The sequence below is a fragment of the Bradyrhizobium sp. 45 genome (assembly GCF_023073155.1).
Classification (GTDB): domain Bacteria; phylum Pseudomonadota; class Alphaproteobacteria; order Rhizobiales; family Xanthobacteraceae; genus Bradyrhizobium; species Bradyrhizobium canariense_D.
Genome location: NZ_JADPIX010000138.1, coordinates 1 through 25,209 on the forward strand (window position 1 = coordinate 1; position 25,209 = coordinate 25,209).

Here is a 25,209-nt window from a genome sequence, read left to right on the forward strand (position 1 = left end):
GATAGCAGTATGCACTGTGTCCATTCTAAGCCTAACGGTCGAAACCGAACCGCAGACTCGCAGATCACACCGTCATCCGGTAGGTGGCCGCTGAACAGCGCTTACCCTCGACCCGCGGCTGTGATGGGTGAGAGTGCGGCTGTGCCGGTCACAGCGGCGAGCGTTGTCGTCGCCCAATTGCCGTATGTCCCCGCCACCAGCGCTGCAAACGTGCCGCGCTCAAGCGCGGCGGATAGTCCAACCTGCGTCCAACAGCACCCCAGCCCCAAAGGAAAGTCCCGTTCATGACGCCCTAAAGGTGCGCCGCAAGCCCACCCTCCTGTTCGAGAAGCTTTGTTCGGCCAAGCCGGTCAGCAACCCCAATAGGAACAGAACCATCCCGTGCCACAGCAGCCAACGTCCGATTGTCTGCACGCTTCGCCGTCTGCGATTTCGGGTTCCGGTATTTAACCTGCAGCCCCGACATCAAGCTTAATTCGCGACTTAGGTTGCCCCGGCCTCCGGCGACGCTAGGCTGAACACCGGACATTGCCCCCGTCCGGGTCCATCAATGGCGAAGTCGGCGCGCCATCACATTGGGCGCGTCGGTTTCGCGTTTTTGCTATGGATAGCGCGAGCCCCGTTTTGACGAATGATCCGGATGATCACCCGCTCGATTTAGTCGAGAGACGAGGACAGATCACGGCGTTGCGCTCGCAACACTCTGACAATCGTCTCGTCACATCGCGATTGAACCGCTTCCTCGTCGAGATTCTTAGAGCCAAAAGATGCGGCGCACACTCGACATCTTCGGTCTGAATCCGCTCGGATGCTGCGAGCTGTCGAGGAAATGGTCTCACGCGGCCGATCCACGAAGCGGCCGAACGTAGTTAGGCCGCGGTTCAAGTAACACTAACGCACGGACGATCTTGCGTCGATCGGGCCCAGCGCCCATGCTGGATGCAGTCGCGAAGTGGTCCGCGTCTCGCGTAACGGCGCCTTCGCGGCGAGGGGTCGCCGCAGTCACAAGCGACGGCCCCGCCCATGATCAGCTCTAGTGACCGCGCCGCACTGCTCGGGGCACAAACGGCAGTCTCGGAGAAAACGACTTCGCGATCGCGAGAACTGCGGCTTCGTCAGTTTCGAGTGCGATCTTCTGGGCGAGCATCACATCGCCAACTGCCAACGCCCGTTCGGGGAGGAAGCACCACCCCACCTTAGGCTCCAAGTTTTCATCCAGCTCCAAAACATTACTCATCGTGCCCTGATAAATTCGGTATCGACGGCCAGTAAGAGAACCAGCGACTTCAAAAAAGCCATTGGCATCAAATTGCGCGCGCTGTTCTGGAGATAACCATTCCCGCAAAAGACGACGTGCACGCGCTTCCGGGCCATTTTGCTCGTTGAAGCTCCGATAAAGGGCACGCAGGGCACGTAGACGCGCGCCCTGGGCGACGTTACGTCCGAACAAAAACATCTTTGATGCTGGACGGTTCTAACCGCCGACTAAGTGCGGATAGAACAGCGTTTCATCCGCTGTTGGATCAAATGACCGTATCAGCTTGAGATCGCCGGCCGGCGTCCGAGTGGCAGCGGTAAATCCCTGGGCGGTGAACTTCTTGAAGCGCCGCTCAGCCTCGGCGAGCCCCTTCGGGTCCTTTCGCTCAAAGAAATGTCTGCTGTCGCCTGTGCTGTCCATTACGATCTGGGTAGCCATGGAAGAGAACTCCGCGATCCCTAGCCTCTGATGAAAAACAAACCTCGCCCCGGTGAATAGTGTTCCTGCTCTCGGCAAATTTCGTTCTGCCGTCTTTTTAGTCGGGATCGTCTGGCTCGCTGAAATCGATGAGAACCTGATCCGCGACCTGAGGGCGGCACAACGGGCGAAGCTGGTCGCAAAGCGGAAGCCGGCTTATGAGGCGGTGCATCCGAGACGAAGAAGGGCGGCGACCGCAGATCAATCCGCCAAATTGGCGGTACGGGCAGCTTCGCAAAGGACACGGCAGAAAAGAGCGGAACACCGCTTCGTACGGTCGAACGGATAGTACGCGCACTCGGAAGCTAGGTCCCGATCTCGGACCATGTTTCAACAAGTTGCGTACCAACCCTCAGGAAATGGAACGAGCAGCGAGGGGCCGTCCTCGTTGTTATCGTTTGCAGCTTCGGGCCTGCCGGTCGCTAGAGGCTCGGCGGCGAACTCTTCCACCTCAACGGCACTCGCCGCGTGACGCCCGGCGCACCTTAAATCGCTTTGCATGAACAAAACTCCCCACCGGGGTACGATCAAATTTGGAGCGTCTTCAAAGATTTCGATAAAGATTTCGATCAAAAGGTTACGGCGGCAAAATATCAGGTCTCCTTCCCAAGCGATAGGAGCGCGACCCTGTCCTTTTCGCATCCTAATCGTGCAGCGCCATCGGCGTTGCAGTGCAGCCAAGAGTCGCCCCTCATCGTTTGAGCAACGGACGCGAGTTGCAACGGCGAAGCTCGCTCGCCACAGTCACGTCCATCTCAGCAGCGCACACACAATGTGGAAAGCCGCCCCCGTGATGCTTTGCGACGGGAGGTGATCGGCCGTCACGACGTCGTCATGGAGCAGCTCGTAGGTAAGGTCATCTTCGTTCTCGAGCCCACTGTTTCGCGAGCACGTAGCACTTTTGAGCCTAGGCCAGAACCGGGGCGCGTCTGCATGTCGTTCTCCTCAACCGCCTCAGCATTGCGCTCGACAGCCTGTGCGACCAGGTCCATCGTGCCGCGCTCTTCATCGGCGAGCGCGACCATCCTCGGCCGGATCACGATCGGCCGCGGCTCGACGATTGGGGGCAACGTCTGGGTGACCGAAGATGCGCCGCCAAACAGCTTCGTGACGCAGGCTACGGCCCGCAACAACGGGGCTAGGCCGCTACGGGCGCCTTCCAGCGCATCAAGCGACGTTCCAGCGCCTCGAGGATCGCGTTGAAGACGAGGCCGATCACGGTGATGCCGAGGATGCCGAAATACATCTGCGGGATCAGGAAACTGTACTGGCTGTTGATGATGAGATAGCCGAGCCCGGACTTGGCACCGACCATCTCGGAAGCGACCAACACCAGCATCGCGGAAGCGCTTGCCAGCCGAATGCCGACGAAGATGGTTGGCAGCGACGCCGGCAGGATCACCTTGCGGAACAATTGGCCTGGCGTCGCGCCCATCGTCCGCGCCGACTTGACCAGCAGCGGATCGACCTGCCGCACGGCCGCGATGGTGTTGAGCAGCAGCGGCCAGGCGCAGCTATAGACCACCATCGTGACCTTCGAGAGCTCGCCGATGCCGAGCAACAGGATGAACACCGGCAGCAGCGCCAGCGGCGCCGTGTTGCGCGCGATCTCAATGGTCTGGTTCAGCAGATCGCCAAGCCGGGCGTACCATCCCGTCAGCAGGCCGAGCGGCACCATCAGAACGACCGCGATCAGGAATCCGCTCAGCGCCCGCAGCAGGCTCGCACTGACGTCCTCATAGAGTTCACCGTTCTGCGCGAGCTGCCAGCCCGCGGCGATCACCTCGGAGAACGGCGGCAGGAACGTCACGTCGATCAGACCCAGCCGCGGCGCCGTCTCCCAGACTGTCAGGAACAGCACCAGCAGCAGCGATCGCTGCCCGATGACACCGAACCATCGCGCGAAGCCGCCCGTGGCCCCGGTAAGCGCACCGACGCGTTGTGCGGCCCGGTGCTTCGGACTTCCCTCGGCCAGCTCCAGCAGCGTCAGCACCTCCAGATTAGACATGAGCCAGTTCCTCCGCCTTTGCGACGCCCTCGCCGTCCGCTGCTGGGCCCTGAGCTCCTTGCGCCTTCAACACCTCCTCGCGCAGCAAGGACCAGACCTCATGCCGCACACGCCCGAACTGAGGCAACGAGCGGACGTCCTCGGTTTCGCTATGCAGTTCGTCGGGAATATCGACGATCTGCTTGATGCGGCCGGGACGCGAAGTCATCACCGCCACGCGCTGGCCGAGGACGACGGCTTCGTCGATGCCATGCGTGATGAACAGGATGGTCTTTCCGGTGCTGCGCCAGATCCGCAACAGCTCGCCTTGCAGCGTCTCGCGCGTCTGCGCGTCGAGCGCCGCGAACGGCTCGTCCATCAGCAGCACCTCGGGATCGTAGGCGAGGCTTCGCGCGATGGCGACGCGCTGCTTCATGCCGCCCGAGAGCTCGTGCGGGTAGCGGTCGGCAAAGCCGGACAGCCCGACTAGGTCGAGATAGTGCAGCGCCTTCTCCCGCCGCGCCCTCGCTTTCAGGCCGGCGATGTCGAGCCCGAACTCGACATTCTGCACAGCCGTGCGCCAGGGAAACAGCGCGTATTGCTGGAATACGATGCCGCGGTCGCGCGCCGGTCCGTCGATGACCTTGCCGTCGAGCAGGATGCGCCCATTGCTCGGTGCCGTCAGGCCACCGAGCAGATCCAGCAAGGTCGACTTGCCGCAGCCGCTCGGCCCGACCAGCGCAAGGAACTCGCCGGGCCGAACATCCAGCGTGATGTCGTCCAGCGCAGTGAAGCGTTGCGCCGGCCCGCCATCCTTGCCCCGGACCAGGAAGTCCTTCCGGACATGCTCGAAGCGGATCTTGGCCATGGTCATTTGGCCTCCGCGGTCTTGCCGGCGCGGAAATAGTTGAACTCGTTGGTGTAGAGATCAGCTGGCTTGAGCTGGTCCGGCTTCAAGAGACCATCCTTGACCAGCCAGTCGACCCACACCTGAAGCTCGGCATCGCCGATCACGCCGCCCTTGGTCGCAACACCCGTGCTCTTCCAGTACTTGATCGGTGTGGCGTCCTCGTTCCGCTTGCGATCGGCGATGATGCGCTCAAAGCGGGCGCGAACTTCCTCCGGCGGCGTCGTCTGCGCCCAGGCGATGGCACGGGACACGCCCTCGACCAGCCTGCGCGAGGTGTTGGGATTGTCCTTGATGAACTTGTCCCTCAGCACGTAGGACCCGCCGGTGAAGTTTCCGAAGATGTCGGTGTCGGCAAACAGCCTGCGGATGCCGCCGCGTTCGAGCGCCTTGTCGCGCAGCACGCCATTGAGCGTGGTCACCTCGACTTGCCCCTGTCGCAATACCTGCTCGCCGGTGACGGGCGGGATCGCGACCAGCGTCACCTGCTTCGCCTCCGCCGGCGTCAGGCCATTGCGAGCCAGATACTCGCGGAGCACGAATTCGAGATGTGCACCGAGCGTGTTGACGGCGACCTTCTTGCCGATCAGGTCCCGCGCGGACTTGATCAGGCTGTCATCCTTCACGTAATAGCCGTTGTAGGTGTTGTCGTCCGAGCCGTAATAGCCGACCACCGCCTTGATCGGCGCCTTGGCCGCGATCAGCTTGATGATCGCGCCATAGAACGCGCCGCCGATGTCGATGTCGCCGGTCACCACCGTCTGGATGTCCTGCGGACCGCTAATGGTGTTGCCGATCCATTTCAACTTGAGCGGGGCGAGATAGCCGAGATCGTCGGCCAGCTCAACGAACGTCACCTGTCCGGCCCAGCCTTGATAGCGGACCTCGGTCCTTTCGAGCTGCGGCTCGGCCATGGCGCTGCCGACGAGCCCTATCAGCCCGAGGGCGGCGAGGCCAAGTTGCCGCCCTCTTGCACGCAGACCGGCAACCAGGCGACGCAACGCAGAGATAGCGATTTCCATTGTATTCACTCCTCGCTCGTTTCAGGCGGCCTTCGCCTGTGGCTTGGTCGACTTGACGCGGGTGACGCTGTTGCGGCCATCGATGCTGACCGGCACTTCGCCGTCGATGGTGGCGCGCCGGACGACGCGGTGCTGGTCGCCGTAATCGTTGACGGCGTAGTGCTGGGTAGCGCGATTGTCCCAGATCACCACATCACCCTGCTGCCAGCTCCAGCGCACCGTATTCTCGGGCGCAGTGATGTGGGACTGGAACAGGTCGAATAGCTTCTGGCTGTCGTATTTCGACAGGCCGACGAAGCGCTGGACGAAATTGCCAAGCACCAGCGTCCGTTCTCCGGTCTCGGGATGGACGCGAACGACGGGATGCTCGGTCTCGTAGATCGTGCCGGTGAAGACCTCCTCGAAGTGCTTCCTGTCGGCCTCGCTCGCGCGGGTCTTGACGGCGTAGTCATAGGCGTTGCTGTGCACCGCCCAGAGTTCGTCCGCGAGCTTGCGCAGCGGCGCCGGCAGATCGAGATAGGATGCCGCGGTGTTTGACCAGATCGTATCGCCGCCGAACTCGGGGATCACGACGCCGCGCAGCACGGAGATCTTCGGATAGGCGTCGACGAAGGTAACATCGGTGTGCCACTGGTCGGCGCGGCCGCCGCCGCGTCCGGAATCGAGTTCCAGGATCGACGCCGTTCCCTTGGTCGCGCCGACCGTCGGGTGCGGAACCAGTTTGCCGAGCCTCACGGCAAAACTCTCCTGCCCCGCGTCGTCGAGATGGTTCTGGTCGCGGAAGAAGACGACCTTGTGCTCGAGCAGAACCTGGTTGATCGCCGCGATCGTCCGGTCCGGGAGATCGCCCGAGAGCTTGATGTTCCTGATCTCCGCGCCGATACGTGCCGACCGCTTGACGATATCCGCGCGCGGAATGACGTTGTCGATGGTGATTGCGTCCGTCATGTCATTTTCCCCAAGATCGCGATCCCGTTTGGACAAAGCTCCGCCGTTCGCCGATCGCTGATGCGATGGCGGAGTAAACACACAGCTCATGGTCGTGATCGATCCTCTTGCAGTATCGCCGTCTGCTCTGGCGGCAATCGGGTCTGGCGGGATCTTCCCCGAGAGGCTGCATCAATGCAGCGTTTCGCTCAGTCACAGGATGCTAACTCAAGGTCCTCGGAAATAGCTTCCAAAGTTGGAGGGAGCTGGAAAATAGTTGCACGCACTCGCACGACGTATCCGATTGATATCTGCGCTTTCTGCTATTCAGCCGCGACGACGCTCTGCGTGCGCCACACCGCAGGCGCATAAAGTGCAGGTTCGAAATCGTCGGCGATCGGCGCATTGATGCGGGCCTCATGCGAGGCAAGATCGTCCAGAAAGAGATCCCTGCTGATTTGCGCGATGACGGCCGGGATATCACGCTTGAAGCTCGGGACGTCTCCAATTGGCAAGCCGAAGCTCACGAACGCCGCAGGGTTGAAGACGTGGATGTTACGGAGATAGGGCGCGCGGCCGGGTGCCTTCTCGAGGAATTCGTGCCCCGACCCGAGATAGGGATGTGCGCTCAGGGTTTCGTCCTGCTCGTCCGCAGAAGGCGAAAAGCGGTCGCGCCACAACAGGATGTTGTCGGAGAAGGCGGCCAGCTCCGGTGTTTTTGCGAGATCGACCCGATAACCCGTACCGGCGATCACGAAACCGAATGCGATATTGCCATCCGGCGTGGTCGCAAGCAGCCGCCGCTCGAACGGCTTGGCCGACGTCCACGGCGCCGACAGATGAAGGTGGAAATTCGGGAACTTGACGGCGCGCGCGACCGCATCAGGCGGTGGCGTGGATCCGGCACGGCGGAAACGGATGGCCTGGTGCCAGCGAAGAGCGTCCGGCAACGATCCGTAATTGTCGTAAGCTCCCGGATAGCCGCGCGTCCTGATCACCGGCTCCGAGGCAAGCCTGTCGCGCCGCGCGAAGAGATGCACCTCCCTCGCCCCGGCTTCGAGCGCCACCGCCGTCGCGTCGAATGCGGAGGCCGCGCTGCCCAGCACCGCGACTAACCTGTCGCGCAGTTTCTCGAAATCGATCGCTTCCAGCGTATGAGCGTAAAGCTCCTTTGGCAGATTGCGCGAGAGCACGTCGGGAACGGACGGACCGCCGTTACTGGGGAAGCCACCGGCAAGAATGATCTTGCGGGCCGTTTCCGTTCGCGCTTCGCCGGCCAGGTCGAGATGAAGCCGCAAATGATCAGCGGTCGGCTCGACACGGAGAAGCCGCGTCCGGCAGCGCACGTTGATGCGAAGCGTGCTGCGATATCAGTCGAGGTAGGCGGCCCAATCCACCCGGGCAATGCGATCGATCGCTTCATACGCGGCGGCGCTGTGGCGGGCTTCATACCAGGCCTGGAAACTCAGCCCTGTCAAACCGAGTTCGGGCCCAGGCAACCCTTTCGGCGTACGCAGCTTGTTCATGCGCGCGCTGCTCAACCAGGGGCCGGACGAAGCAGCGTCGTCGGCGGCATCGATCAGGGTGACCTTGCCGATGCCGGCACGACGCAACGCAAAGGCGAACGCGCTTCCGGATTGCCCGCCGCCGATGATGGCGACGCTGTGATCGATCCCCTGACGGTCAGGGATCCAGTTCTGCGGATCGGGTCCAATCAGGCGCAAGGTCTCGCGCGCCGCAGTGTCGACAACGGACTGAAACATGTTCGCACCTCGAGGTTTCAGCATCAAATGCGGTCAAATCGTAGAAGCGAACGATACTCAGTCAATGAAATGGAATCGGCGTTGTTTTTCAACCCGCACAACGAGCCAATCGCCGGGCTTCGGCGTGTTGAAAGATTTGCGTAGTGTCGTGGAGCGAGCCAGAGACCGGGGTGAGACGCTCGGCATGCGCTGGGGCATCCAATTGAGACGATCGGTTTGCAACATCATCTCTTCCAGGGATGCGCGCCGCTAGATTCATGCTCGCATCACACCGAACGACGCAATTCAATTTCATCGACATTCCTCGTTCCGACAACATAAACTTCGTCCAATCAAGCTGTCTCGACGGCCCGTTGGAGATTTGAGAAGCACGATGTCGACCTCCGGCGTCATCAGCCTTGAACGAGACACACCCGAGCTTGCTCGCACCTATGAGCAGGCCGGCATCCTCCAGTTTCATCACGGTAAATTCCTCGTCGGCCCGCTCGCATTGAAGGCCGGGAATCACGTGCTCGATATCGGTGCCGGTACGGGCCGCCTTACCGAATTCGTCGCACAACTTGTCGGGCCTGACGGCCGTGTGACCGGCATCGATCCTCTCGAGAACCGCATTGCCATCGCGCGTCTCCGCGCGTCGAAGACGTTGACATTCGCGATCGGCCGCGCCGAAGACCTTTCGCGCTTTGAACCTGCGGAATTCGATGCCGTCTATCTCAACAGCGTGTTCCATTGGATCTCAGACAAGCGGCGAGCCCTGCACGAAATTCACCGCGTTCTCAAGCCGGGCGGCCGGATCGGGTTGAACGTTCAGGACCCGACCAAACCTCACGAGTCCCGCACTTTGCTTCGGCAGGCGACCGAACAGGCTGGGTTCGCCGAGAGGAGTGGTGAAGCGCACCGGGTGCTCGGAGCCACCGACGACGAGCTCAAAATGCTCTTCGTTGAGGCCGGTCTCGTCGATTACCGAAGCGACCTGCGTTCACTGGTCGATTTGCATGACGACGTGAGTTCGGCGCTCGGATGGTCCGAGGCTAGTGCATTCGGTAACTTCCTCGGCGGCTTTTCCACAGCGGAACGGGAAGCGATCGAGCGCGCCTTTGCTGGCTTGGTCGAGGCGAAGCGTACCCCGGAGGGCCTCCGCCTGGAGCGATATCTGCGCTTCGCGTTCGCTCGAAAGCCGGAGCCACGGGATTCCTCTCCGGGTCTTTAATCGTTCAAGTCTCACCATTGGCCATCGCATCGGAACAAACGAACCATGAGCAACCAACGCCAGCTTCTTCTCAATCTCTTCATCTATCCGGGCGGCCATCACGAAGCGGCGTGGCGCTATAAGGGATCTGAACCAGACCGCATCCTCGACATCACCCATTATCAGGAGCTGGCGCAACGGGCCGAGGCGAGCAAATTCGACGCCATCTTCTTTGCCGACGGGCCGGCGCTGGCCGACAATGTTCGGTACGCCCAGCGCCTTCGTTTCGAACCAATCACCTGGCTCGCAGCGATTGCCGCCGTCACCAGCCGTATCGGGCTGATCGCGACGGCGTCAACGACCTATACCGAGCCGTACAATCTGGCACGGCTGTTTGCGTCTCTCGACCATCTCAGCCGGGGTCGCGCCGGCTGGAACATCGTCACCACCGGTGCGCAGCAGGCCGCACAGAACTTTGGGTTGCCTGAACATCCCCCTCACCACGAGCGCTATGAGCGCGCCCGCGAATATCTCGACGTGATCTCCCGGCTGTGGGATAGCTGGGAGGATGACGCGCTCGTCAACGATCCGGCTTCTGGCATCTTCGCCGACACCAGCAAGATCCACACGCTCGACCATATCGGCAAGCATTTTCGCGTTCGTGGCCCGCTGAACATCTCGCGGGCGCCGCAGGGACGGCCGGTCTACGTACAGGCCGGCTCCTCCGACGACGGCCGCGCGTTCGCCGCCCGGTTCGCGGAGGCAATTTTCACGGCGCATCAGACACTGGAGTCGGCGACGGCGTTCTATGCCGACATCAAGCGCCAGGCCCGCACCTTCGATCGCACTCCCGACGAGATCAAGATCCTGCCCGGCATCAGCCCCTTCATCGGCAGCACGCAGGCTGAAGCCGATCGACTTCAGGACGAATTCAACGAGCTGATCCAGCCCGAATTCTCCCTGACGCAGCTGCGTCAGATGATAGGCCTCGACCTCACCGGCTACGATCTCGATAGCCCGGTTCCCCGGGATCTCATCGACACAGCGAGCGCGCGCGGAGTCGCGAGCCGCTTCAAGCTCGTGGTCGATATCGTCGACCGCGAGAAGCCGACCATTCGCCAGCTGGTGCAGCGCCTCGCCGGCGCGCGCGGCCACTGGGTCATTGCCGGCACGCCCGAAAAGATCGCGGACAACATGCAGACCTGGTTCGAGCGCGGCGCAGCCGATGGCTTCAACGTGATGCCGCCATGGCTGTCCGGCGGCTTCGATACCTTCGCCGAGCAGGTCATCCCGATCCTGCGCAAGCGCGGCCTGTTCCGCGAGGACTACACCGGCACGACCTTGCGCGAGCACTACGGACTCGCGCGGCCGGCCAGCGTCTACTCCAGCGCAGTCAAGGCGATTGCCTGAGACTGTTTCCGCACCCACATCCAGACTCGCGAACAGTAAGCAGGCATGAAGACGGCGTTCTTTCTCCTCTCCAGCCTTTTGGCCATTTTCCTCCTCGCCGCCGGGTCCTATGTCGATTTCTCAACAGGTGCTGAAGCCAACAACGCCGTGTTCAAGTCCGAGATCGACTCCATCCTGATTCGTACAGTCGTGTCGGCCTTCTTGCTATTAACGATCGGGCTGGCCAACTATTTCATTCTAAATCGACGCGACCGATAATAAGGTCCGGTTCTACGCGAAGGGCGGCCGACCGCGTCAACCGACGCAATCGCAAGGACCGAGTGTTGGAGAGTCGGCAGAAATGGGCGGTCGTTCGCCAAGGGCTAGTAAGTTCAGGTTGCGGGAGCAAACACGGTTTCTTGCGATTGATCGACAGTATAGTTCCGCGACGGATTGCGTGGCGTAAATGTCTTCCGCTCGCCGGTCGCAACGTCAGGCGACAGAAACGACGTTTACTGGGTGCCGGACGAGGATTTCGCGCAGAGCTTGAAGGACATGCTGAGGCAGATGCGGGTTGCTGCGGGATCCCCCTCGCCGACCGCTGACGCGGCGCGTGGACGGCCTCCCGATCATCGGCGCCCATCCCAAGCACGGGGCAAACGCATTTGAGCGTGGCATAGAGGCGGTCACCAATGCAGTCGAGTTTCAGCGCCCTTACGTTTGTTGGTGGACGTGATCGCTGATGAAGCTGCTTGACCAGCATCAGCTACGTTGGGCTGCGATGACGCAACCGAAACCATTGAGCGTTCTGCGCACCGACCGCTCTACACCACCGAATGAGTGCCGAAGGGCTCGGTCGCGATCTTCGCTAGAAGCGAAGATAGCGACCAGCAACCGACTGTCAAAGCACGCGCAAGGCGCCGTGGTTGATGGCGCCCGAATGATTCTCTCTGTCATGCGGAGCTCTTCATTCGGCAAAGTCGTTATTGGCGGACCAAAGAGTGCGGACCAAGAGAATGGATCGAGCTCTCAATCGAAGAAGGCAGGTCTGTTCGCGTCAGCTGCGAATGCGAAGGCTGCTTCAACGTCACTCTCGATAGTTCTACCTCGCGACAGCGGAGGTAGCCGATCTTTCGGGAAAAAGATCGCCTCGCTCGTCTCCAATCTGGGCCGGGCCTCACCGCCTGAGAGCCTATCGCAAAGAAAGAAAACTTTGTAGAAATCCCGGACATCAGGCGAATAGGAAGTGCCGGCCTTGTGTCGGACCCCGTAGAGGCGACGAACAGACACTTTCAATTCAGCCTCTTCGTACAACTCCTTTGCGATATTTTGGGCAGCAGAAAGGCCAACGTCTGCAAAGCCGCCAGGCAAGGCCCAAAGACCATCGCTCTTCTCACGGACCAGAAGGACCTTGTTCTCTTCTACGATCGCTCCGCGCACATCGACTTTCGGTGTCGCATAGCCCTTCGCGAAATCAGAGATGAGCCCTTCTATCCTCTCGATGGGAACACTTCCCAAGTTGGCGAGCATTTCATTGGCTATAGAGGCAATCTCCTCGTAACGTTCTCGATCAAATTGGTCTCGGGCAAAATGGAGCCCGCTAGAGGCAATAGCTTGCAAGCGTTTCCCATACGTCAGCCACTGAGGCTCCATAGCGCACTCCGTCGTCGTTCCGCTGATATCATACCAAACGGCGCATGGAGACGAAAGCTTATGCTTTGGAATTCGGCCCGAGTCAGAGCGCAGACAGCCATAAATGACCAATCCCGAGTCGCCGCGCATTCCAGCGAAGTCGCTCCCGCAAAAACGGATTGCGAGGCAGGGTCTTGAATGCCCAGCGCGGCGATCATCGGACAACGAAGGGCGGAATTCGCCGCGACGCGGCCTCCTGAAGATCGGGATCTCCTGCCCCAGCTTCTGTGTACGGGTCCTGTGACGGCCCCTGGTACGTCATTTTGAGCTGAGCGCGCTTGTGCGGCGTGAGCGATGTTATGAGGTCGCAAGTTCCAGCGCACGAGTCCGCAGATGCGCTTGGCGCGATGTCCTGGAGATCGGCCTGCATCAGAGGCCCGTGTCGATGCTTGTGCCGGTCGCCTCCACACCGGGCGTCCTTGCAAATCGCCGGACTCGAGGCTACGCGGCGGCGACTAATTAAAAACTAGCTCCGCTGTGGCAGGGTGGCCGGTGCGAAGAGCGAATTGGGGTTTAAGGCGCAGCAAAGCAGGCAAGCTGACATCGACTGCTTCGATGATGACAAATGTGTTCCTGGCGAAGCACCGATTGTTCGAGCGGTCGAAATGAGTTTCGTTCGTGCGATCGGAAGAGGTGAGACGATGGTCTAGGTTGTTCGTGGCGGCACGTCGTGCGGCTTGGGAGGAAGGCTCGATCATGATGTTTCGAAATCGCGCCGGCCTGCAGATAGAGATGATATCTGAGGACCAAGTGCTCTGCACTCTGCTCTATCGTGCCATTTCCATGAGGACAATCTCGATCGGATCTCCGCCAAGCCCATGAGAGAAGTAGCCCTTCTGGATGGCCCTGAAGCCATGACGTTCATAGAACCGTTGCGCGTTCAAGGTTGACTCGATCTTGATTGGTCCTGGGTGTTCCTTTGCCGCGGCTTCAAGACCAGCTTTGAGCAATCGCTCACCAATTCCGCGGCCTGATGCCTTCGGCAAAACGAAAAGGCGGGTCACCTCGCCAGGAACTGAGTCGACGAACCCCAATACCTCTCCGTTCTGCTCGGCTATGATCGTGGTGCCCGCAGCGATGACATCCTCGTAATATTTGGCAGTACGTTCTCCCATCCACCCCTCCAGTTGCTCGGGCTTGTAATGGGTGATTGCCAGTCCTTGAACCGATTGTGCCGTCACGTCATAGAGCGCCTGGGCATCGCCAGTGCAAGCCGCGCGCAATACCGTTTCGCCATCAACTTTGGTGCCGCTCATTGGTGATTCCTTCGCAACCATTCACCAAAACTTATCTCAGATTGTGGCCCCAGCATTCCCGCAAAATTGCAGCGGGATGAGCCAAATCGTGATCTGTAGCGGGTCGCGTGCACCGAATCGCTGCATCCTGACGCCGCGCATTTGCACGCCCTGCCGGGTGAGAAGATGTACGCGTCATGCCAACGTGAAATATCTCCACTTCGAAGGGGCCAAGCTGCGAGACGTCATACTCGCCGAGCTCGCCGGGGTGGGGTAGATCGACGCAAAAGCATCAAATAAGCCGCTTTTCGAAACAACAGCGCCGGTTGTAGCGAAAAAACTCCTGGAGGGCTTGTATGATGCGGGGCTTACGCAACGTGGTGCTCGAATATCCTGACCAGCTTGAGATCACACAGGATGTGGAGAGGTGCTGGGGCCGTGGCAGCTTGGCCGTCGTCCCCGGGTATTCAGGCATGGCCATCGGCTGGCCCTTATCCTGAGTTGCATGACGGCTTTGAACACATCACGATGAACTGAATGGCCAGGATCATGAGCTTATCCCCTCCTGATACACGAACAAAGCTAACCCTTGCCGCTCTGATGATCGCTGCGTTCGCCATTGGCCTAGATACGTTTGTCATCATCGGGGCACTAGAAGTGATTTCTCGTGACCTCAACATTTCAACCGGAGCGGCGGGATGGATCATCTCAATCTACGCACTCTCCTACGCGGTTTTTGCGCCGCTGAATGCCTGGATGTTCCGGGCCCTAAGCCGCCGCAATGTCCAGATCCTATCCGTTTCAATCGTCATCATCGGCAACGTGATCTGTGCGATCGCTCCGAACTTTGCAACCATGGCTGCAGCTCGCGTCATTTCAGCCTACGGCGCAGCCATGTTCACCCCGGCGGCCACCGCATTGGCAACCGAGCTCCTGCCGCCCGGTCGCAAAGGGTCGGCATTGTCCCTTATCTTCGGTGGTATGACCGTTTCACAAGTTGCGGGTGTTCCGGCGACTAGCTGGATCGCTGATGCCATCGGCTGGCGGTTCGCATTCGGTTTCGTGGCAGTTGCGGGGCTCCTGGCATTGCTGATCTTCGCCCCTATGATGTCCGGTGTCTCTGCAAAGGCGCCGGAGCGCGGAAACGGCCCGGCTTCGAAAGACTTCCCCAGGGCCATCTACGGTGTTCTTTCGGTTACCCTATTCGTGGTCATTTCCGAGTTCGTTGTTTACTCCTATGTGAGCGTCATTATCACCGGTTCTCTGCTTACAGGCGTGCCGCTGCTCTCAGCCGCGCTCTTTGCGTACGGTTTCGGAGCTGTGACAGGAAACGCAGCGTGCGGCTTTCTAACCGATCGCTTCGGCCCCTACAAAGTTCTCATTGCGGTGATCGGCGCACAACTAATCGTTCTCGTAGCTCTGGTTGGATTCGGGCATCATGGTGCCTTAACCGTGCTCATCGCATTTCTTTGGGGCAACGCGAGTTACATGTATCTCGTTCCGATCCAGCACCGGCTTCTCGATCTAGCCGGGGAGAGGTCGAAGCTAGTTTTGGCAATGAACAGCTCGACCACCTTCGCAGGAATAGCCATCGGGGCCGTTCTCGGCGGTATCCTCGTCGAAACTAGCGGGGTCGCATCCCTTGCTGCAGGGTCGATCCTGATTGGCCTCATCGGCTTCGGACTGGCTGTTGCCTTTATGAGTGAAGTTGCAGCTGCAGAAGCTGCCACTCCGGCAGTCCGTGGGTTCGACTAAGGCATACGACCCTATGACCAGACCTCATAGAGCAACGGCATCCACCACTTGGCACGCTCGACGATCCTTCACCGCGCCCAAAGTAAGAATGCGCTGGCCTGGTCGCGCTGGCCCGCACCGCGGCGGCTGGCAGCAGGCTAGGAAGTGCAGTAACGTACGTGGTTCTTGAGATTGTTGGCCGAAGACCCGCCGGCCTCGATGGCCACATGGGCCAATACTGATTTACTGCGCTCGAGTCAGAAATGCTTTCAATGCCGAGGTGGCGTACTGAGATTGATCGAATTCGTTCAATCAGACCGGGCTGTTAGGGCCCAGTGACTCGGAAAGCCTGAAAATGTTTCAGCCAGAGACCCGGTGTCAAGCTGGAAAGTATGGTTGCATAGAAAGGAGGCGCGAACTTGGAAACTCCATCCGAATTGAACGAACTGCGGAGCAGCATCGACAATCTCGATGCGGCCCTTATCCACATTCTCGCGGAACGTTTCAGGTGCACTCGGCAGGTCGGAAAACTAAAAGTGCGACTTCAATTGCCTTCGGCAGATCCAGCTCGTGAGGAACGCCAAGTAGAAAGACTACGCACGCTCGCACAGGCAGCTAGCCTTGCCCAGAGTTTGCCGAGAAGTTCCTATCATTCATTTTCAAAGAAGTGATCCTGCATCACGACCTTACTCGTGGAGCAAACGCCGACGTGTAAAAATGCTCGACCACGCGCGTTCTCGTCGGAGCCGGTGATCTTCAACCTGGCTGAACAGGTATGCGCTCGATCAGTGTAGGTCGTCTTAGCATGGAGGATCACGCTCGAGCCAGAAGCCCGGCCCGCTAAACCACACATTCTCTGAGTCGTTAAATCGCGGCTCACCTACGTGCAACGCGCGAATTGGAAGGTTGCGAAGCGGCAACCGGTCGATCGCGTTATGTGGACGTCTTGCAGCGTCCTCATCGCGTCCACCCGTGCAAGGATAAATAGAGACGGCACCAATGGAAGAGGCCTCGAAGTGGTCTCGACGCCGTACCACAATGGAGAAGAAAGCCTTTCCAGGTATCGTCCGTCATAGGCATCAGAAGCCGGTCACCTTCGACAAGGCGATCAAGCCAGACACGGGATGGGTGAGTGGCTCCGGCGAACACGATGGCGATATCAAGCTCGCCGACATCTACCGCCCGGCCGTCGCCCGAGACGACATCGACCTGGGGCCAGCTCTCGAGGTTCACTCGGGCCCGCGACGCCAACTCTGTGTCGGTTTCGATCGCCGTCACACGACCAGCGGGTCCGACAATCTCGGCCAGCACCGCCGAATAGTATCCGGTGCCGGCACCGACCTGAAGTACCTGCTCGCCGGCGGCGATGTTAAGATGGTCAAAATTGCGGGCCCAGAAGCTGGGCATCCCATTGTCGGTGAGAACCGTGTGGATTCTGTAGGGGACCGCGGCGATCAGAGCTTCGAGGAAGGCCGAGGCGGAGGTCCTTTCCGCCTTCTTGACCAGTTGCACGAAGGCGAACTTACTGGTGCGATCGATGGGGAAGTAGAGGTAGAGCTTGGCTTCAGCGGTCTGGAGCTCAGCAATGTCGATGTGGAAATAATCGGATAAGCCTTGAACTGTTTCTTCGAAGGCTTGCTGCCTTCGACCTCCGGCAATCGGCTAATCCCATGACGCTGGAGGTAGCGATGCAGAGATGACCTCGTCAGATGCGGGATGGATGGTTGGCTGCAGCGCATAGAGGCAATCGTCCAGTGGCAGCAGCGTATGCCGCCGGAAGGCGACGATGATCGCCTCCGCCTTGATGCAAAGGACAGTGGACTTGGCTTCTTTGGGGGCTGTCGAGCGATCGACGACGGTCTCGCGCTGCTTCCCCTTCGCGACAGTCTTCTGGTTGATAGTAGCGCTTCGCGAGCGCTCTCAAGCTCTCGTGACTATTTTGTATTGCTCGACGGACGGCCTCCGTCGTGGTGGCGCAGCCGTGTAAAACTTGACCAATAGCGCATCCTTCAATCATGCGATAAGAATGCACCATCAAAGCTTGGGACCAACCACCTAGTCGCGCACCAGCTCGAAGGCGTCGCGTCGTTCGACCAGGGACTGCCCTTCTGCCGTCAGTCGCTTCAGCAAAGCAGGCGGTACCTCGCTGCCGTCCTGTTGTCATTGCGAGCGCTGCAAATTTTTGCGATCCAGCCGCACGATGGGCAGGCTGGCGAGAGGCAGCCTGAGTGTGCCACTTCAGCTACAAACTCCGATACCGCAAAGCTGGTTCGGCGATCAATCGGGGATGGCAGATGAGTGATGGTGCACGATCTTCCACACGCCGTCCTCGCGACGTAATACGAAGGTGAACCGAGCCGGTGTCGACACCTCATGACCATTCCGCAGCTGTGAAAAGACATAATTTCCCACCACCAAAACAACGTTGTACGCCAACGTGACGGAATGCCATACGTCCATTTTTACGGTAGCGATGCCATGAAAGTAAGTGCCTATCTCTTTAGCGCCGATGCAGAGCTTAGCACTCGATGTACCCTGAAACAGCGCATCATCGGCGTATAGCACAACCAGACGTTCCGGCGCGTGCACATTGAAAGTTTGCTCCCAGAGCTCCAGGAACTCGCTGACGTCCGGCACCAAGGAGTTGTTGTTCACTACAGATTCCGTTTCGTTCGAAGACTCTGATAAGCTGGAATGCCGCTTCCGGTACGCCGTATATCACGGCTAACACCGGCTACTCGCAATCAAGCACCCGAGCCTGACGTTTCCTTATCCGATGCTGATGACAAGGGTGGAGCCAGTAAAGCCTGGTGGTATCGCAGTTGTCGCCGAACAGTGGGGCGCTCGATGACTTTGAATGTCACACTACGGTGCGGCTGCGGGACGAACGGTACCGACATTTGGCGGATCGTCATTTGGGAAGCGGACGAAGGGTTCAACCTATCGCCGTCGGACGCTGGGCTTGCCGACCAGCGCCGAAGAACGCGTTCCGCCGCGCTTTCATCACCTCGTCGGCATCGGTTGAATGTCATTGCCTGTTCGAACCTCCGAGGAGCTCAGAAAAGCCGCCAGAGCATTGCATCCGGCCCGCCGCATCACTGCACCAGATTTCGACCGAAAGCGCTTCTTCGATAACCGGGAGCAAATCAAAGAGCCGAATGCTGTAGTCGAGCCCAAGCAAGGTCAGCTCCTGGTCTCACCGTTGAAGAATCAGAGCGTTGTCGGCGATCATTGTTCGGCCCGTAGTGCTTCGTTTCTTAGGGCGGATGTAGCGAAATTGTCCTGAACCATTTTAGCAGGTGACAATACGGACGTTGTTGGTTGCACCTATTTGCCCAAACGGCACGCCGGATACGACGATCATCAAATCACCTGCTTCAAGATAACCTTCGTTGCGCGCCACCGCTGCGGCTATCTGCGTCATCTCCTCGTCGGTGGCGGGGTCGTCTGAAACGATGCTGTGCACCCCCCACAGCAGGCACATGCGCCGCGCGACTTTCTCATCTGGAGTGAGAGCAAGAACCGGGACCGGGGGCCGCTTGCGCGCGATGCGCGCCGCCGTCGTGCCGCTTGCGGTGAAACCGATGATCGCCTTCGCATTGAGGGTCACCGCAAGGTCTGCACCAGCGGCGGCGACTGCATGCGGTGGGGACATCTCTTCGTCGGCTTGCGAGGCTTGGACCAGCGACCGATAGAGATGATGCCGTTCAGTACTTCTGATTACTTTGTCCATCATGACAACTGCCTCGATTGGATAGGCGCCGCTTGCCGACTCAGCCGACAGCATGACCGCGTCAGCTCCATCGTAGATGGCGGTAGCGACGTCTGAGGCTTCCGCGCGCGTCGCTGTCGGTGCAGCCACCATCGACTCCAACATCTGTGTTGCGACGATCACGGGCTTTCCGGTCAGCCGACAGGCGCGGATGAGTTCCTTCTGTCGGCCCGGCACCTCCTCGGGCGGGATTTCGACACCGAGATCACCGCGTGCGACCATAATGCCGTCTGACAGGAGAATGATATCGTCGATACGATCGAGCGCCATAGGCGTCTCGATCTTCGCTATCAGACCGGCACGCTCGCCGATCAGCCCGCGCGCCTCTAGGAGGTCGGAAGGCTTCTGGACGAACGACAGGGCGACCCAGTCGACCCCGAGGGCGAGGCCGAAGGCGAGGTCGCCGCGGTCCTTCTTCGTCAGAGGAGATATAGCAAGCAGCGAACCTGGCAGGTTTACCCCTTTGCGATCGCGGATAGCTCCACCGACGAGAACTGTCGCGATGATCTGCCCATCGCCCGGACTCTCAACGCGCAGGCGCACTCGGCCGTCGTCGACGAGAAGAGTCTGGCCCGGACGTGCGGCCGCGAATATTTCCGGATGAGGTAGTGGGATCGATTGCTTTCCGCCCGTAGCTCCGTCGAGCACAAATCGAACCTTCTCGTCGGCGCGTAGATCGAGCTTGCCGCCTTCGACGGCGCCGATGCGGATCTTCGGTCCTTGCAGATCCTGCAGGACGCCTATTGGCGTGCCGAAGTCCCGTTCGAGACTGCGGATCGAGTCATAGACCCGTGCGTGATCGTCCGGGCTCCCGTGACTGAAATTTAGTCGGAACGTATCTGCGCCTGAGAGATAGAGAGCACGCAATCGTTCTGGTGCAGCTGTCGCCGGACCAACGGTCGCAACGATTTTGGCGAGGCGCGAACGACGCATGTTGATTCCAGACGTAAGAGGATGAAACGCGTGTGAATAAAATGCGAAGGTCGGTCTTCGATGACGGCGTTCAGACACTCGCGTGATGGGCTCGCATCCCGCCGCCACAATGCACCTCCGCCGAAGGCGAAATTGATCGCCCCGGTTCAACGCGGTCCGGGAGGCATCCAGCAGAGGTTCGAACAGGAGAACGCCGCCAGAATGAAGACATGGTCCTTGCTTCCCAAAGCAGCAAAATCGACGGCACAAGATGACTGAATTGACCTCTTGTCGCGATACAGATGCCGTGAGACGCGATTTCACGTTGCGGATGCAGGCGCCTTCTGCACGCGATGAGCGGATGCCAGAATGTTCGAAACTGCCCGGTAAGCGAAGACTATGCCGGGGCCGATGGTGATGCCTGCTCCCGGATAAATTCCACGCATTGGTGACGTCATATCATTGCCGCAGGCATAAAGACCCGGGATTGGCTCGCGTTCTGCGTCCAGAACCTTGCCGTAGCTATCGGTCGCCAAGCCAGCGGCTGTGCCGAGCGTTGCCGGAACGATCGGCAGCGCGATGAAGGGGCCACTCTGGATAGGCCCAAGATTTGGATTTTTCGTTCCTACCAACGGATCGCCAAGCGTGCGGTTGAACGCCGATTCACCGCGTTTGAAGAGCGGATCGACGCCAGCGGCGGCGTGCGCATTATGCTCCTCGACCGTCCTTTTGAGCTCGCCGGGATTCAGGCCGATTTGCATGGCGAGCTCCGGTATCGTTCGGCCCAGTTTGATGTAGCCGAGCCGCGCGTACTTCCGGATATTCAGCGTCCATGGCCAAGGCAGCAGATGTCCCATGCCCCTCAGCCGAACGAACTCGTGATCGCAGACGAAGTAGAACCGCTTGTCTGCGGGATATCCGTTTCCAAACATCGCGAGGCAGATATCGTGGTATGAATTGGATTCGTTGACGAAGCGTTGCCCATTTGGGGCAACCGCGATGACGCCGGGTCGTCCGCGGTCGAGCCATCCGTAGGGGACAATTTGGGAGCCTGTCCCACTCCTGAACATCGAGACTGGAGTCCAGAACCCTGCAGAAGCGACATCCTTGTCGATTGCAGCTCCGAGCTTCGTGGCAAGGTTAATGCCATCGCCTGTAACATCGGCATGAGCCAGCGTGTCGTCATGCTGGTGTGGGCCGCTCAGCTCGGCTCTCAGCTGCGCGTTGCGGGCGAAGCCGCCGGTAGCGAGAATGACAGCGTGGGATGCGCGCACGCGGATCTCAGAATTGCCGCGCTTGACGATTGCCCCTGTGACGCGCCCGTCTTCCATGACGAGCTCAACGAGAGGAGACGCCGGCCATATTTCGACGCCTAACTTCCGCAAACTCACGAGCAGGCGCGCAATCAGGGCATTGCCTCCGCTGAACTCGGTGCCGCGCCTGTAGCTCAAGCGATCCCGCGCGTAGCGAGTCACGCGACGCAAGACATGCTTGAGGGAAGCAAACGATTGGAACGGATTCAGGAAGCTTCGGACTTCGCTGGAAGAAATCATCATCCCCCCGAGCACAACGCGAATGGGGTCGCCGATCAGATCGAAGTCGGAGCCGAGCAGCCGCGCATCGTAGGGTGCAGGGCTGAGTGCCCGGCCTTTGTCGACTCCGCCGACCTGGCTTGAGTGATAATCGGGCGCCGAGGCCAGCGTGAACTTGACCTCTGTCCCGGTCTCGAGAGCGGCAAGCGCAGTCGGCCCGTCCTCAAGATAGGCTTCGATGAAGTCTTGCCGATAGTAATTGCCAAGCTCATGCTCAAGATAAGTCCTGGCTTTTGGAAGCGAGTCATCGATTTTGGCGGAGCGCGCCTGAAGCGAACAGGGAACCCAGATCATGCCATTCGACAGCGACGTGGTCCCGCCGAGACGAGAAGACTTTTCGCAAACCGTCACGCGAAGGCCATTCTTTGCGGCGTAGAGTGCCGCCGAAAGGCCGGCTGCTCCGCTACCGACCACGAGCACCTCTGTTTCGAACGTTTGAGTAGCACCTATTGCTGGCAATGCCGCTGTCCTTTTTTCGCCTGATTGGTTGATCGGCTTGTCCATCTCCGCCTCGCTGCGGTGTTTCTTTGAACGTCAGTGATGTCGCGGAAGGGGAACGGCTTTGAACTCCTCTGCCGCCGCTTTGACCGAGCGTTCAATCGGTATTCGTTCGATTGAGGAGGCCCCGACAAAGCCGACACACTCGGTCGACCGATAGACCTCGAACGTGTGCTGGGGCTCCGCGACCGCCCCACCATGACAGAGCAGGATGACGTCCGAGCGGACCGCTTGCGCGGCCGCGTTGATCTCGTTGATGCGCCGGATCGCCTCCTGGATGGACTGGCCCTCCTCATGGCCCACGAGCCCGCCGCGCGTCGCGCCGACATGTGGGACGATGCAGTCGGCTCCGCTGCTTGCCATGGCTTTGGCATCTTCGGGGCTCGCAACGTAGGCAAGCGAGAAGATGTTCTTCTTGCGGGCAGTCGCAATCATCTCGAGCTCGCGCTCGAAGCCAAGTCCAACGCGACCGCGGCGGTCGCGCCATTTCTCTCCCATCGTGGAGATGGTGGGATAGTTGATCACACCGGAGAATCCGGCGGCTAGGAAATTGTCGAGAAGATCGTCGAGATCGAGCCGCAGGGGATCCCAGGCCTCGACGCCGCCTATGACGGGGACGGAAGACACGACGTTGCGGATTTCTGCCGCAAGCTCCAGCGTACGCGCGTTGGAGTCACCGATACGACTGGTGGGGAGCCCCATGAGCCGCGAGAGCCCAGTAGAGTAGACCACCAGCATATCCGCCCCTCCGAGTGCGGCGCATTTTGCGACGAGGCCGCAGCTGCTCGCCGCGGCAAGGATCGCTTTTCGCTCCGCGACCTGACCTGCAAGCCGCGAGAGAATGTCGGTTCGCTCAAACATCCGCACGGGACGAGCCTCCTTGACCTAGTTGTTTGAGGAGCCACGTCACGGCGGCCTCGGCAAATTCGGGGTCGTTGATGTGACAGTCCAGCTCGCAAACAACGATCTCTGGCCGGAGATTGTCCTTAACTGCCTGGAGCCATGCCCCATCGGCATCGGCATCGCGAAAGACGCCACCCTCTCGGTCGTAATCGGACACGCCTTTGGCTGGCCAAAGCACGGCTGCCGGCCCGCGTGCTTGCGAGAGCCGCTCGGCCGTAACCCGGCCGATTTTTGCGCTCTCCGCAGGCGTGGTTCGCATCAGTGTCGTGTACGGTGTATGTGAATAGAATTGGCGGCCGCGAAATTGATCGGGAACGCTGGCCGGTGGACCAAAATTGACCATGTCGATCGCGCCGGGCGCGATGATTTGTGGGATTGAGCGGCGCGAGGCCGCCTTGAGCCGATCGGGCCCGGCGCTGGCCGTGCCTCCCATGAGTTCATCGGCCAATTCCGTTGTGGTCAGATCGAGCACGGCATCGAATTCGCCGGCAGCAATCAGCTGCTCCATTTTGCGACCGCCAGCACCGTTGGCGGGAAAAACGATCGCGTCTGCGCCGGCCTCTGCAAGACGTGCCACGCATTGAGTTGCCGCGGGCGTCGTCACACCGAAGGCCGTGATCGCAACAATCTTTCTTTCGCACCCATGCTTGGCCGGCACATAGCGCATGGCCGCAATGGCTCGGCCTGCATTCTCCAGCACCCTTGCCGTGAACGCGTTAATGCCGAAGAAATCGACCAAGGTTGGATAGAGCATGATGTCGTTGTGAATCGCGAGTTCGGCCAGGAGCGCTGGTCTTGCACTGGTCACCAGCAGCTTGGGGAAGCCGTAAGGCAAATCAGACACGACCTCGCCGAAAACAGCGCTTCCCTTTCCTCCTGCAATGGCCACAATCGCGCTGATTGCGTCCGAGGCGAGCAGGCCAGCCACCTTTATGCGGGTAGCTGCGGCAATCTCTTTCAGGAGCTCGGCGGGCGAGGCTGAGCGCGCGCGGCTCGCGTCAGTTGCGTGGGCGGCCTTCACCTCATTATTCGAGGTCCCGATATCGATCAGGATGGTCTTTCGGCCGCATGTTTGGATGATGTCCGAGAGGAAGGATGCTTCGGGGCCTTTGGTGTCCAGCGTAGCCACGATTGCAACCGCGCCTGAGGCGCCGGCCGTAATCCCAGATCGATTACCATCCCGGACCGACCCCTGGTCGCCCGTGCAATGGTGAGACACGATCTTCCTCCCGGATCATTTTTAATAGCATGTGGTCTAAACCGAGCCGACGCTGGCTATAACATCGGCGAGGAGTGTGATTGGGTAAGATTGGGTAGATGCCCTGAAACGGCGGCCTATAGGAAGACTGCCGGCCTCCCCTCGGCTTTTCTCAAAAGCGCGTCCTTCTGGAAATTGATGTAGCGTGTCTGTGGGCTCGACCAAGCAATCCTGCTGTGTCACAGCCCTGGAACGAATCCCTCATCCAGGTTGCGTTGCGCTTGCAGGGGCGCCAGTTCGCCTCCATGCCACCGCAGGTGGAGTGCATTCGGCAAAGGCCGCCGCGCTCTACGAATTGGACGTGAGGACCTCCGTCCTCAGCAACAAACCGCCGGGCCCGTGGTGGGCCTATTCGTGCTGCACGCCGGCGCAATGCCCGCCCCCTGCGAAGGTCACACGTTTGTGGGACGTCATCGACTGCGCCGAGACACTCTGTGGCGGTGCGATTGAGCGGGCCTATGTCGACAGGGGCACTGCGGTGACGATGCACAAAATCCACCTTCGCGTCTTCATTTCCGGGAGAAGCGCGGCGTCTTCGGTGTCATGAGGCGAGAGCTGCGCCGCCGCTTCCCCATCACAAAAGCCGAACGTGACCTCGGCCACGTACCTCAAGTGCAGCGCCGACGATGCCGCAAATGTCATCCTCTCAGTCGTTGGCCACAACGTGCCGCCGCATCCTCGCTGACAACAACGC

General features: G+C 59.9%; 20 protein-coding genes and 4 pseudogenes. 7 read left to right on the plus strand and 17 right to left on the minus strand.

Annotation, left to right across the window (positions count from 1 at the left end):
* Positions 1-1,033: 1,033 nt before the first annotated feature.
* Both IVB42_RS31760 and IVB42_RS31765 read right to left on the minus strand, forming a co-directional pair.
* Entirely contained in the window at positions 1,034-1,456 is a 423-nt protein-coding gene (locus tag IVB42_RS31760; RefSeq protein WP_247471754.1) for a hypothetical protein, read from the minus strand.
* Between the two features lie 18 nt (positions 1,457-1,474).
* On the minus strand, positions 1,475-1,696 hold the full coding sequence (locus tag IVB42_RS31765; RefSeq protein WP_247298876.1) for a hypothetical protein: 222 nt from the start codon (positions 1,694-1,696) through the stop codon (positions 1,475-1,477).
* A gap of 1,050 nt (positions 1,697-2,746) precedes the next feature.
* On the opposite strand from IVB42_RS31765, the pseudogene IVB42_RS31770 reads away from it, so the two are divergent.
* Positions 2,747-2,938, plus strand: a pseudogene (locus tag IVB42_RS31770) (hypothetical protein); the annotation flags it as partial.
* Here the strand turns inward: IVB42_RS31770 and IVB42_RS31775 are convergent.
* The 6 genes from IVB42_RS31775 to IVB42_RS31800 form a co-directional block, all read right to left on the minus strand.
* A complete protein-coding gene (locus IVB42_RS31775) occupies positions 2,874-3,743 on the minus strand; it encodes an ABC transporter permease (protein WP_247471756.1) in 870 nt (289 codons plus the stop codon). The pseudogene IVB42_RS31770 and the gene IVB42_RS31775 sit on opposite strands and share 65 nt — an antisense overlap.
* The gene (locus IVB42_RS31780; protein ID WP_247471758.1) at positions 3,736-4,596 is read right to left on the minus strand and encodes an ABC transporter ATP-binding protein; all 861 of its coding nucleotides are present in this window, start codon (positions 4,594-4,596) and stop codon (positions 3,736-3,738) included. The genes IVB42_RS31775 and IVB42_RS31780 overlap by 8 nt, the downstream gene beginning before the upstream one ends.
* Complete coding sequence (locus IVB42_RS31785) at positions 4,593-5,651, minus strand: ABC transporter substrate-binding protein (protein WP_247471760.1); 1,059 nt, start codon at positions 5,649-5,651, stop codon at positions 4,593-4,595. The genes IVB42_RS31780 and IVB42_RS31785 overlap by 4 nt, the downstream gene beginning before the upstream one ends.
* A gap of 21 nt (positions 5,652-5,672) precedes the next feature.
* Positions 5,673-6,599, minus strand: coding sequence for a TauD/TfdA family dioxygenase (locus IVB42_RS31790; protein WP_247298883.1), 927 nt, complete (start codon positions 6,597-6,599; stop codon positions 5,673-5,675).
* 302 nt (positions 6,600-6,901) lie between these two features.
* Complete coding sequence (locus IVB42_RS31795) at positions 6,902-7,876, minus strand: hypothetical protein (RefSeq protein ID WP_247369451.1); 975 nt, start codon at positions 7,874-7,876, stop codon at positions 6,902-6,904.
* Between the two features lie 72 nt (positions 7,877-7,948).
* Positions 7,949-8,341, minus strand: a complete 393-nt coding sequence (locus tag IVB42_RS31800) for an FAD-dependent oxidoreductase (RefSeq protein ID WP_247471763.1) — start codon at positions 8,339-8,341, stop codon at positions 7,949-7,951.
* Positions 8,342-8,714: 373 nt separating this feature from the next.
* On the opposite strand from IVB42_RS31800, the gene IVB42_RS31805 reads away from it, so the two are divergent.
* The 3 genes from IVB42_RS31805 to IVB42_RS31815 are packed head-to-tail and all read left to right on the plus strand — an operon-like array spanning position 8,715 to position 11,198.
* Positions 8,715-9,551, plus strand: a complete 837-nt coding sequence (locus IVB42_RS31805) for a class I SAM-dependent methyltransferase (RefSeq protein ID WP_247298889.1) — start codon at positions 8,715-8,717, stop codon at positions 9,549-9,551.
* A 45-nt stretch (positions 9,552-9,596) separates the two neighbouring features.
* Positions 9,597-10,940, plus strand: a complete 1,344-nt coding sequence (locus tag IVB42_RS31810) for an LLM class flavin-dependent oxidoreductase (RefSeq protein WP_247471766.1) — start codon at positions 9,597-9,599, stop codon at positions 10,938-10,940.
* Between the two features lie 45 nt (positions 10,941-10,985).
* Entirely contained in the window at positions 10,986-11,198 is a 213-nt protein-coding gene (locus IVB42_RS31815; RefSeq protein WP_247298893.1) for a hypothetical protein, read from the plus strand.
* Between the two features lie 750 nt (positions 11,199-11,948).
* Here IVB42_RS31815 and IVB42_RS31820 read toward each other — a convergent pair.
* Together IVB42_RS31820 and IVB42_RS31825 are read right to left on the minus strand one after the other, a co-directional pair.
* Positions 11,949-12,572 carry an NUDIX hydrolase gene (locus IVB42_RS31820; protein WP_247298895.1) on the minus strand — a complete coding sequence of 208 codons (624 nt, stop codon included), beginning with the start codon at positions 12,570-12,572 and terminating at the stop codon, positions 11,949-11,951.
* Between the two features lie 806 nt (positions 12,573-13,378).
* The gene (locus IVB42_RS31825) at positions 13,379-13,867 is read right to left on the minus strand and encodes a GNAT family N-acetyltransferase (protein WP_247298897.1); all 489 of its coding nucleotides are present in this window, start codon (positions 13,865-13,867) and stop codon (positions 13,379-13,381) included.
* Between the two features lie 516 nt (positions 13,868-14,383).
* On the opposite strand from IVB42_RS31825, the gene IVB42_RS31830 reads away from it, so the two are divergent.
* Together IVB42_RS31830 and IVB42_RS31835 are read left to right on the plus strand one after the other, a co-directional pair.
* The gene (locus IVB42_RS31830) at positions 14,384-15,601 is read left to right on the plus strand and encodes an MFS transporter (RefSeq protein ID WP_247471769.1); all 1,218 of its coding nucleotides are present in this window, start codon (positions 14,384-14,386) and stop codon (positions 15,599-15,601) included.
* Positions 15,602-15,999: 398 nt separating this feature from the next.
* Positions 16,000-16,295: pseudogene (locus tag IVB42_RS31835) on the plus strand (chorismate mutase).
* A gap of 242 nt (positions 16,296-16,537) precedes the next feature.
* On the opposite strand, the gene IVB42_RS31840 reads toward IVB42_RS31835, so the two are convergent.
* From IVB42_RS31840 to IVB42_RS31870, 7 genes and pseudogenes are all read right to left on the minus strand, one after another.
* The gene (locus IVB42_RS31840) at positions 16,538-16,987 is read right to left on the minus strand and encodes an rRNA adenine N-6-methyltransferase family protein (RefSeq protein WP_247298925.1); all 450 of its coding nucleotides are present in this window, start codon (positions 16,985-16,987) and stop codon (positions 16,538-16,540) included.
* Positions 16,985-17,579 (minus strand): annotated as a pseudogene (locus IVB42_RS31845) (IS481 family transposase); the annotation flags it as partial. The gene IVB42_RS31840 and the pseudogene IVB42_RS31845, both read right to left, overlap by 3 nt.
* Positions 17,580-17,857: 278 nt before the next feature.
* Complete coding sequence (locus IVB42_RS31850) at positions 17,858-18,235, minus strand: nuclear transport factor 2 family protein (protein ID WP_247298901.1); 378 nt, start codon at positions 18,233-18,235, stop codon at positions 17,858-17,860.
* Between the two features lie 637 nt (positions 18,236-18,872).
* A complete protein-coding gene (gene pyk, locus IVB42_RS31855) occupies positions 18,873-20,285 on the minus strand; it encodes a pyruvate kinase (RefSeq protein ID WP_247298905.1) in 1,413 nt (470 codons plus the stop codon).
* A 299-nt stretch (positions 20,286-20,584) separates the two neighbouring features.
* Complete coding sequence (locus IVB42_RS31860; RefSeq protein WP_247285604.1) at positions 20,585-22,360, minus strand: FAD-dependent oxidoreductase; 1,776 nt, start codon at positions 22,358-22,360, stop codon at positions 20,585-20,587.
* A 30-nt stretch (positions 22,361-22,390) separates the two neighbouring features.
* Entirely contained in the window at positions 22,391-23,215 is an 825-nt protein-coding gene (locus tag IVB42_RS31865; RefSeq protein ID WP_247285603.1) for a phosphoenolpyruvate hydrolase family protein, read from the minus strand.
* Complete coding sequence (locus IVB42_RS31870) at positions 23,208-24,386, minus strand: Tm-1-like ATP-binding domain-containing protein (protein WP_247285602.1); 1,179 nt, start codon at positions 24,384-24,386, stop codon at positions 23,208-23,210. The genes IVB42_RS31865 and IVB42_RS31870 overlap by 8 nt, the downstream gene beginning before the upstream one ends.
* Before the next feature lie 380 nt (positions 24,387-24,766).
* Here IVB42_RS31870 and IVB42_RS31875 point away from each other — a divergent pair.
* Positions 24,767-25,179, plus strand: a pseudogene (locus IVB42_RS31875) (IS5/IS1182 family transposase); the annotation flags it as partial.
* Positions 25,180-25,209 lie beyond the last annotated feature (30 nt).

Bases quoted from the DNA above. Each gene is read 5' to 3' on its own strand.
- IVB42_RS31760 (WP_247471754.1), bottom strand. From the start codon at position 1,456: ATGTTTTTGTTCGGACGTAACGTCGCCCAGGGCGCGCGTCTACGTGCC.
- IVB42_RS31765 (WP_247298876.1), bottom strand. From the start codon at position 1,696: ATGGCTACCCAGATCGTAATGGACAGCACAGGCGACAGCAGACATTTC.
- IVB42_RS31775 (WP_247471756.1), bottom strand. From the start codon at position 3,743: ATGTCTAATCTGGAGGTGCTGACGCTGCTGGAGCTGGCCGAGGGAAGT.
- IVB42_RS31780 (WP_247471758.1), bottom strand. From the start codon at position 4,596: ATGACCATGGCCAAGATCCGCTTCGAGCATGTCCGGAAGGACTTCCTG.
- IVB42_RS31785 (WP_247471760.1), bottom strand. From the start codon at position 5,651: ATGGAAATCGCTATCTCTGCGTTGCGTCGCCTGGTTGCCGGTCTGCGT.
- IVB42_RS31790 (WP_247298883.1), bottom strand. From the start codon at position 6,599: ATGACGGACGCAATCACCATCGACAACGTCATTCCGCGCGCGGATATC.
- IVB42_RS31800 (WP_247471763.1), bottom strand. From the start codon at position 8,341: ATGTTTCAGTCCGTTGTCGACACTGCGGCGCGCGAGACCTTGCGCCTG.
- IVB42_RS31805 (WP_247298889.1), top strand. From the start codon at position 8,715: ATGTCGACCTCCGGCGTCATCAGCCTTGAACGAGACACACCCGAGCTT.
- IVB42_RS31810 (WP_247471766.1), top strand. From the start codon at position 9,597: ATGAGCAACCAACGCCAGCTTCTTCTCAATCTCTTCATCTATCCGGGC.
- IVB42_RS31815 (WP_247298893.1), top strand. From the start codon at position 10,986: ATGAAGACGGCGTTCTTTCTCCTCTCCAGCCTTTTGGCCATTTTCCTC.
- IVB42_RS31820 (WP_247298895.1), bottom strand. From the start codon at position 12,572: ATGGAGCCTCAGTGGCTGACGTATGGGAAACGCTTGCAAGCTATTGCC.
- IVB42_RS31825 (WP_247298897.1), bottom strand. From the start codon at position 13,867: ATGAGCGGCACCAAAGTTGATGGCGAAACGGTATTGCGCGCGGCTTGC.
- IVB42_RS31830 (WP_247471769.1), top strand. From the start codon at position 14,384: ATGGCCAGGATCATGAGCTTATCCCCTCCTGATACACGAACAAAGCTA.
- IVB42_RS31840 (WP_247298925.1), bottom strand. From the start codon at position 16,987: ATGCCCAGCTTCTGGGCCCGCAATTTTGACCATCTTAACATCGCCGCC.
- pyk (WP_247298905.1), bottom strand. From the start codon at position 20,285: ATGCGTCGTTCGCGCCTCGCCAAAATCGTTGCGACCGTTGGTCCGGCG.
- IVB42_RS31860 (WP_247285604.1), bottom strand. From the start codon at position 22,360: ATGGACAAGCCGATCAACCAATCAGGCGAAAAAAGGACAGCGGCATTG.
- IVB42_RS31865 (WP_247285603.1), bottom strand. From the start codon at position 23,215: ATGTTTGAGCGAACCGACATTCTCTCGCGGCTTGCAGGTCAGGTCGCG.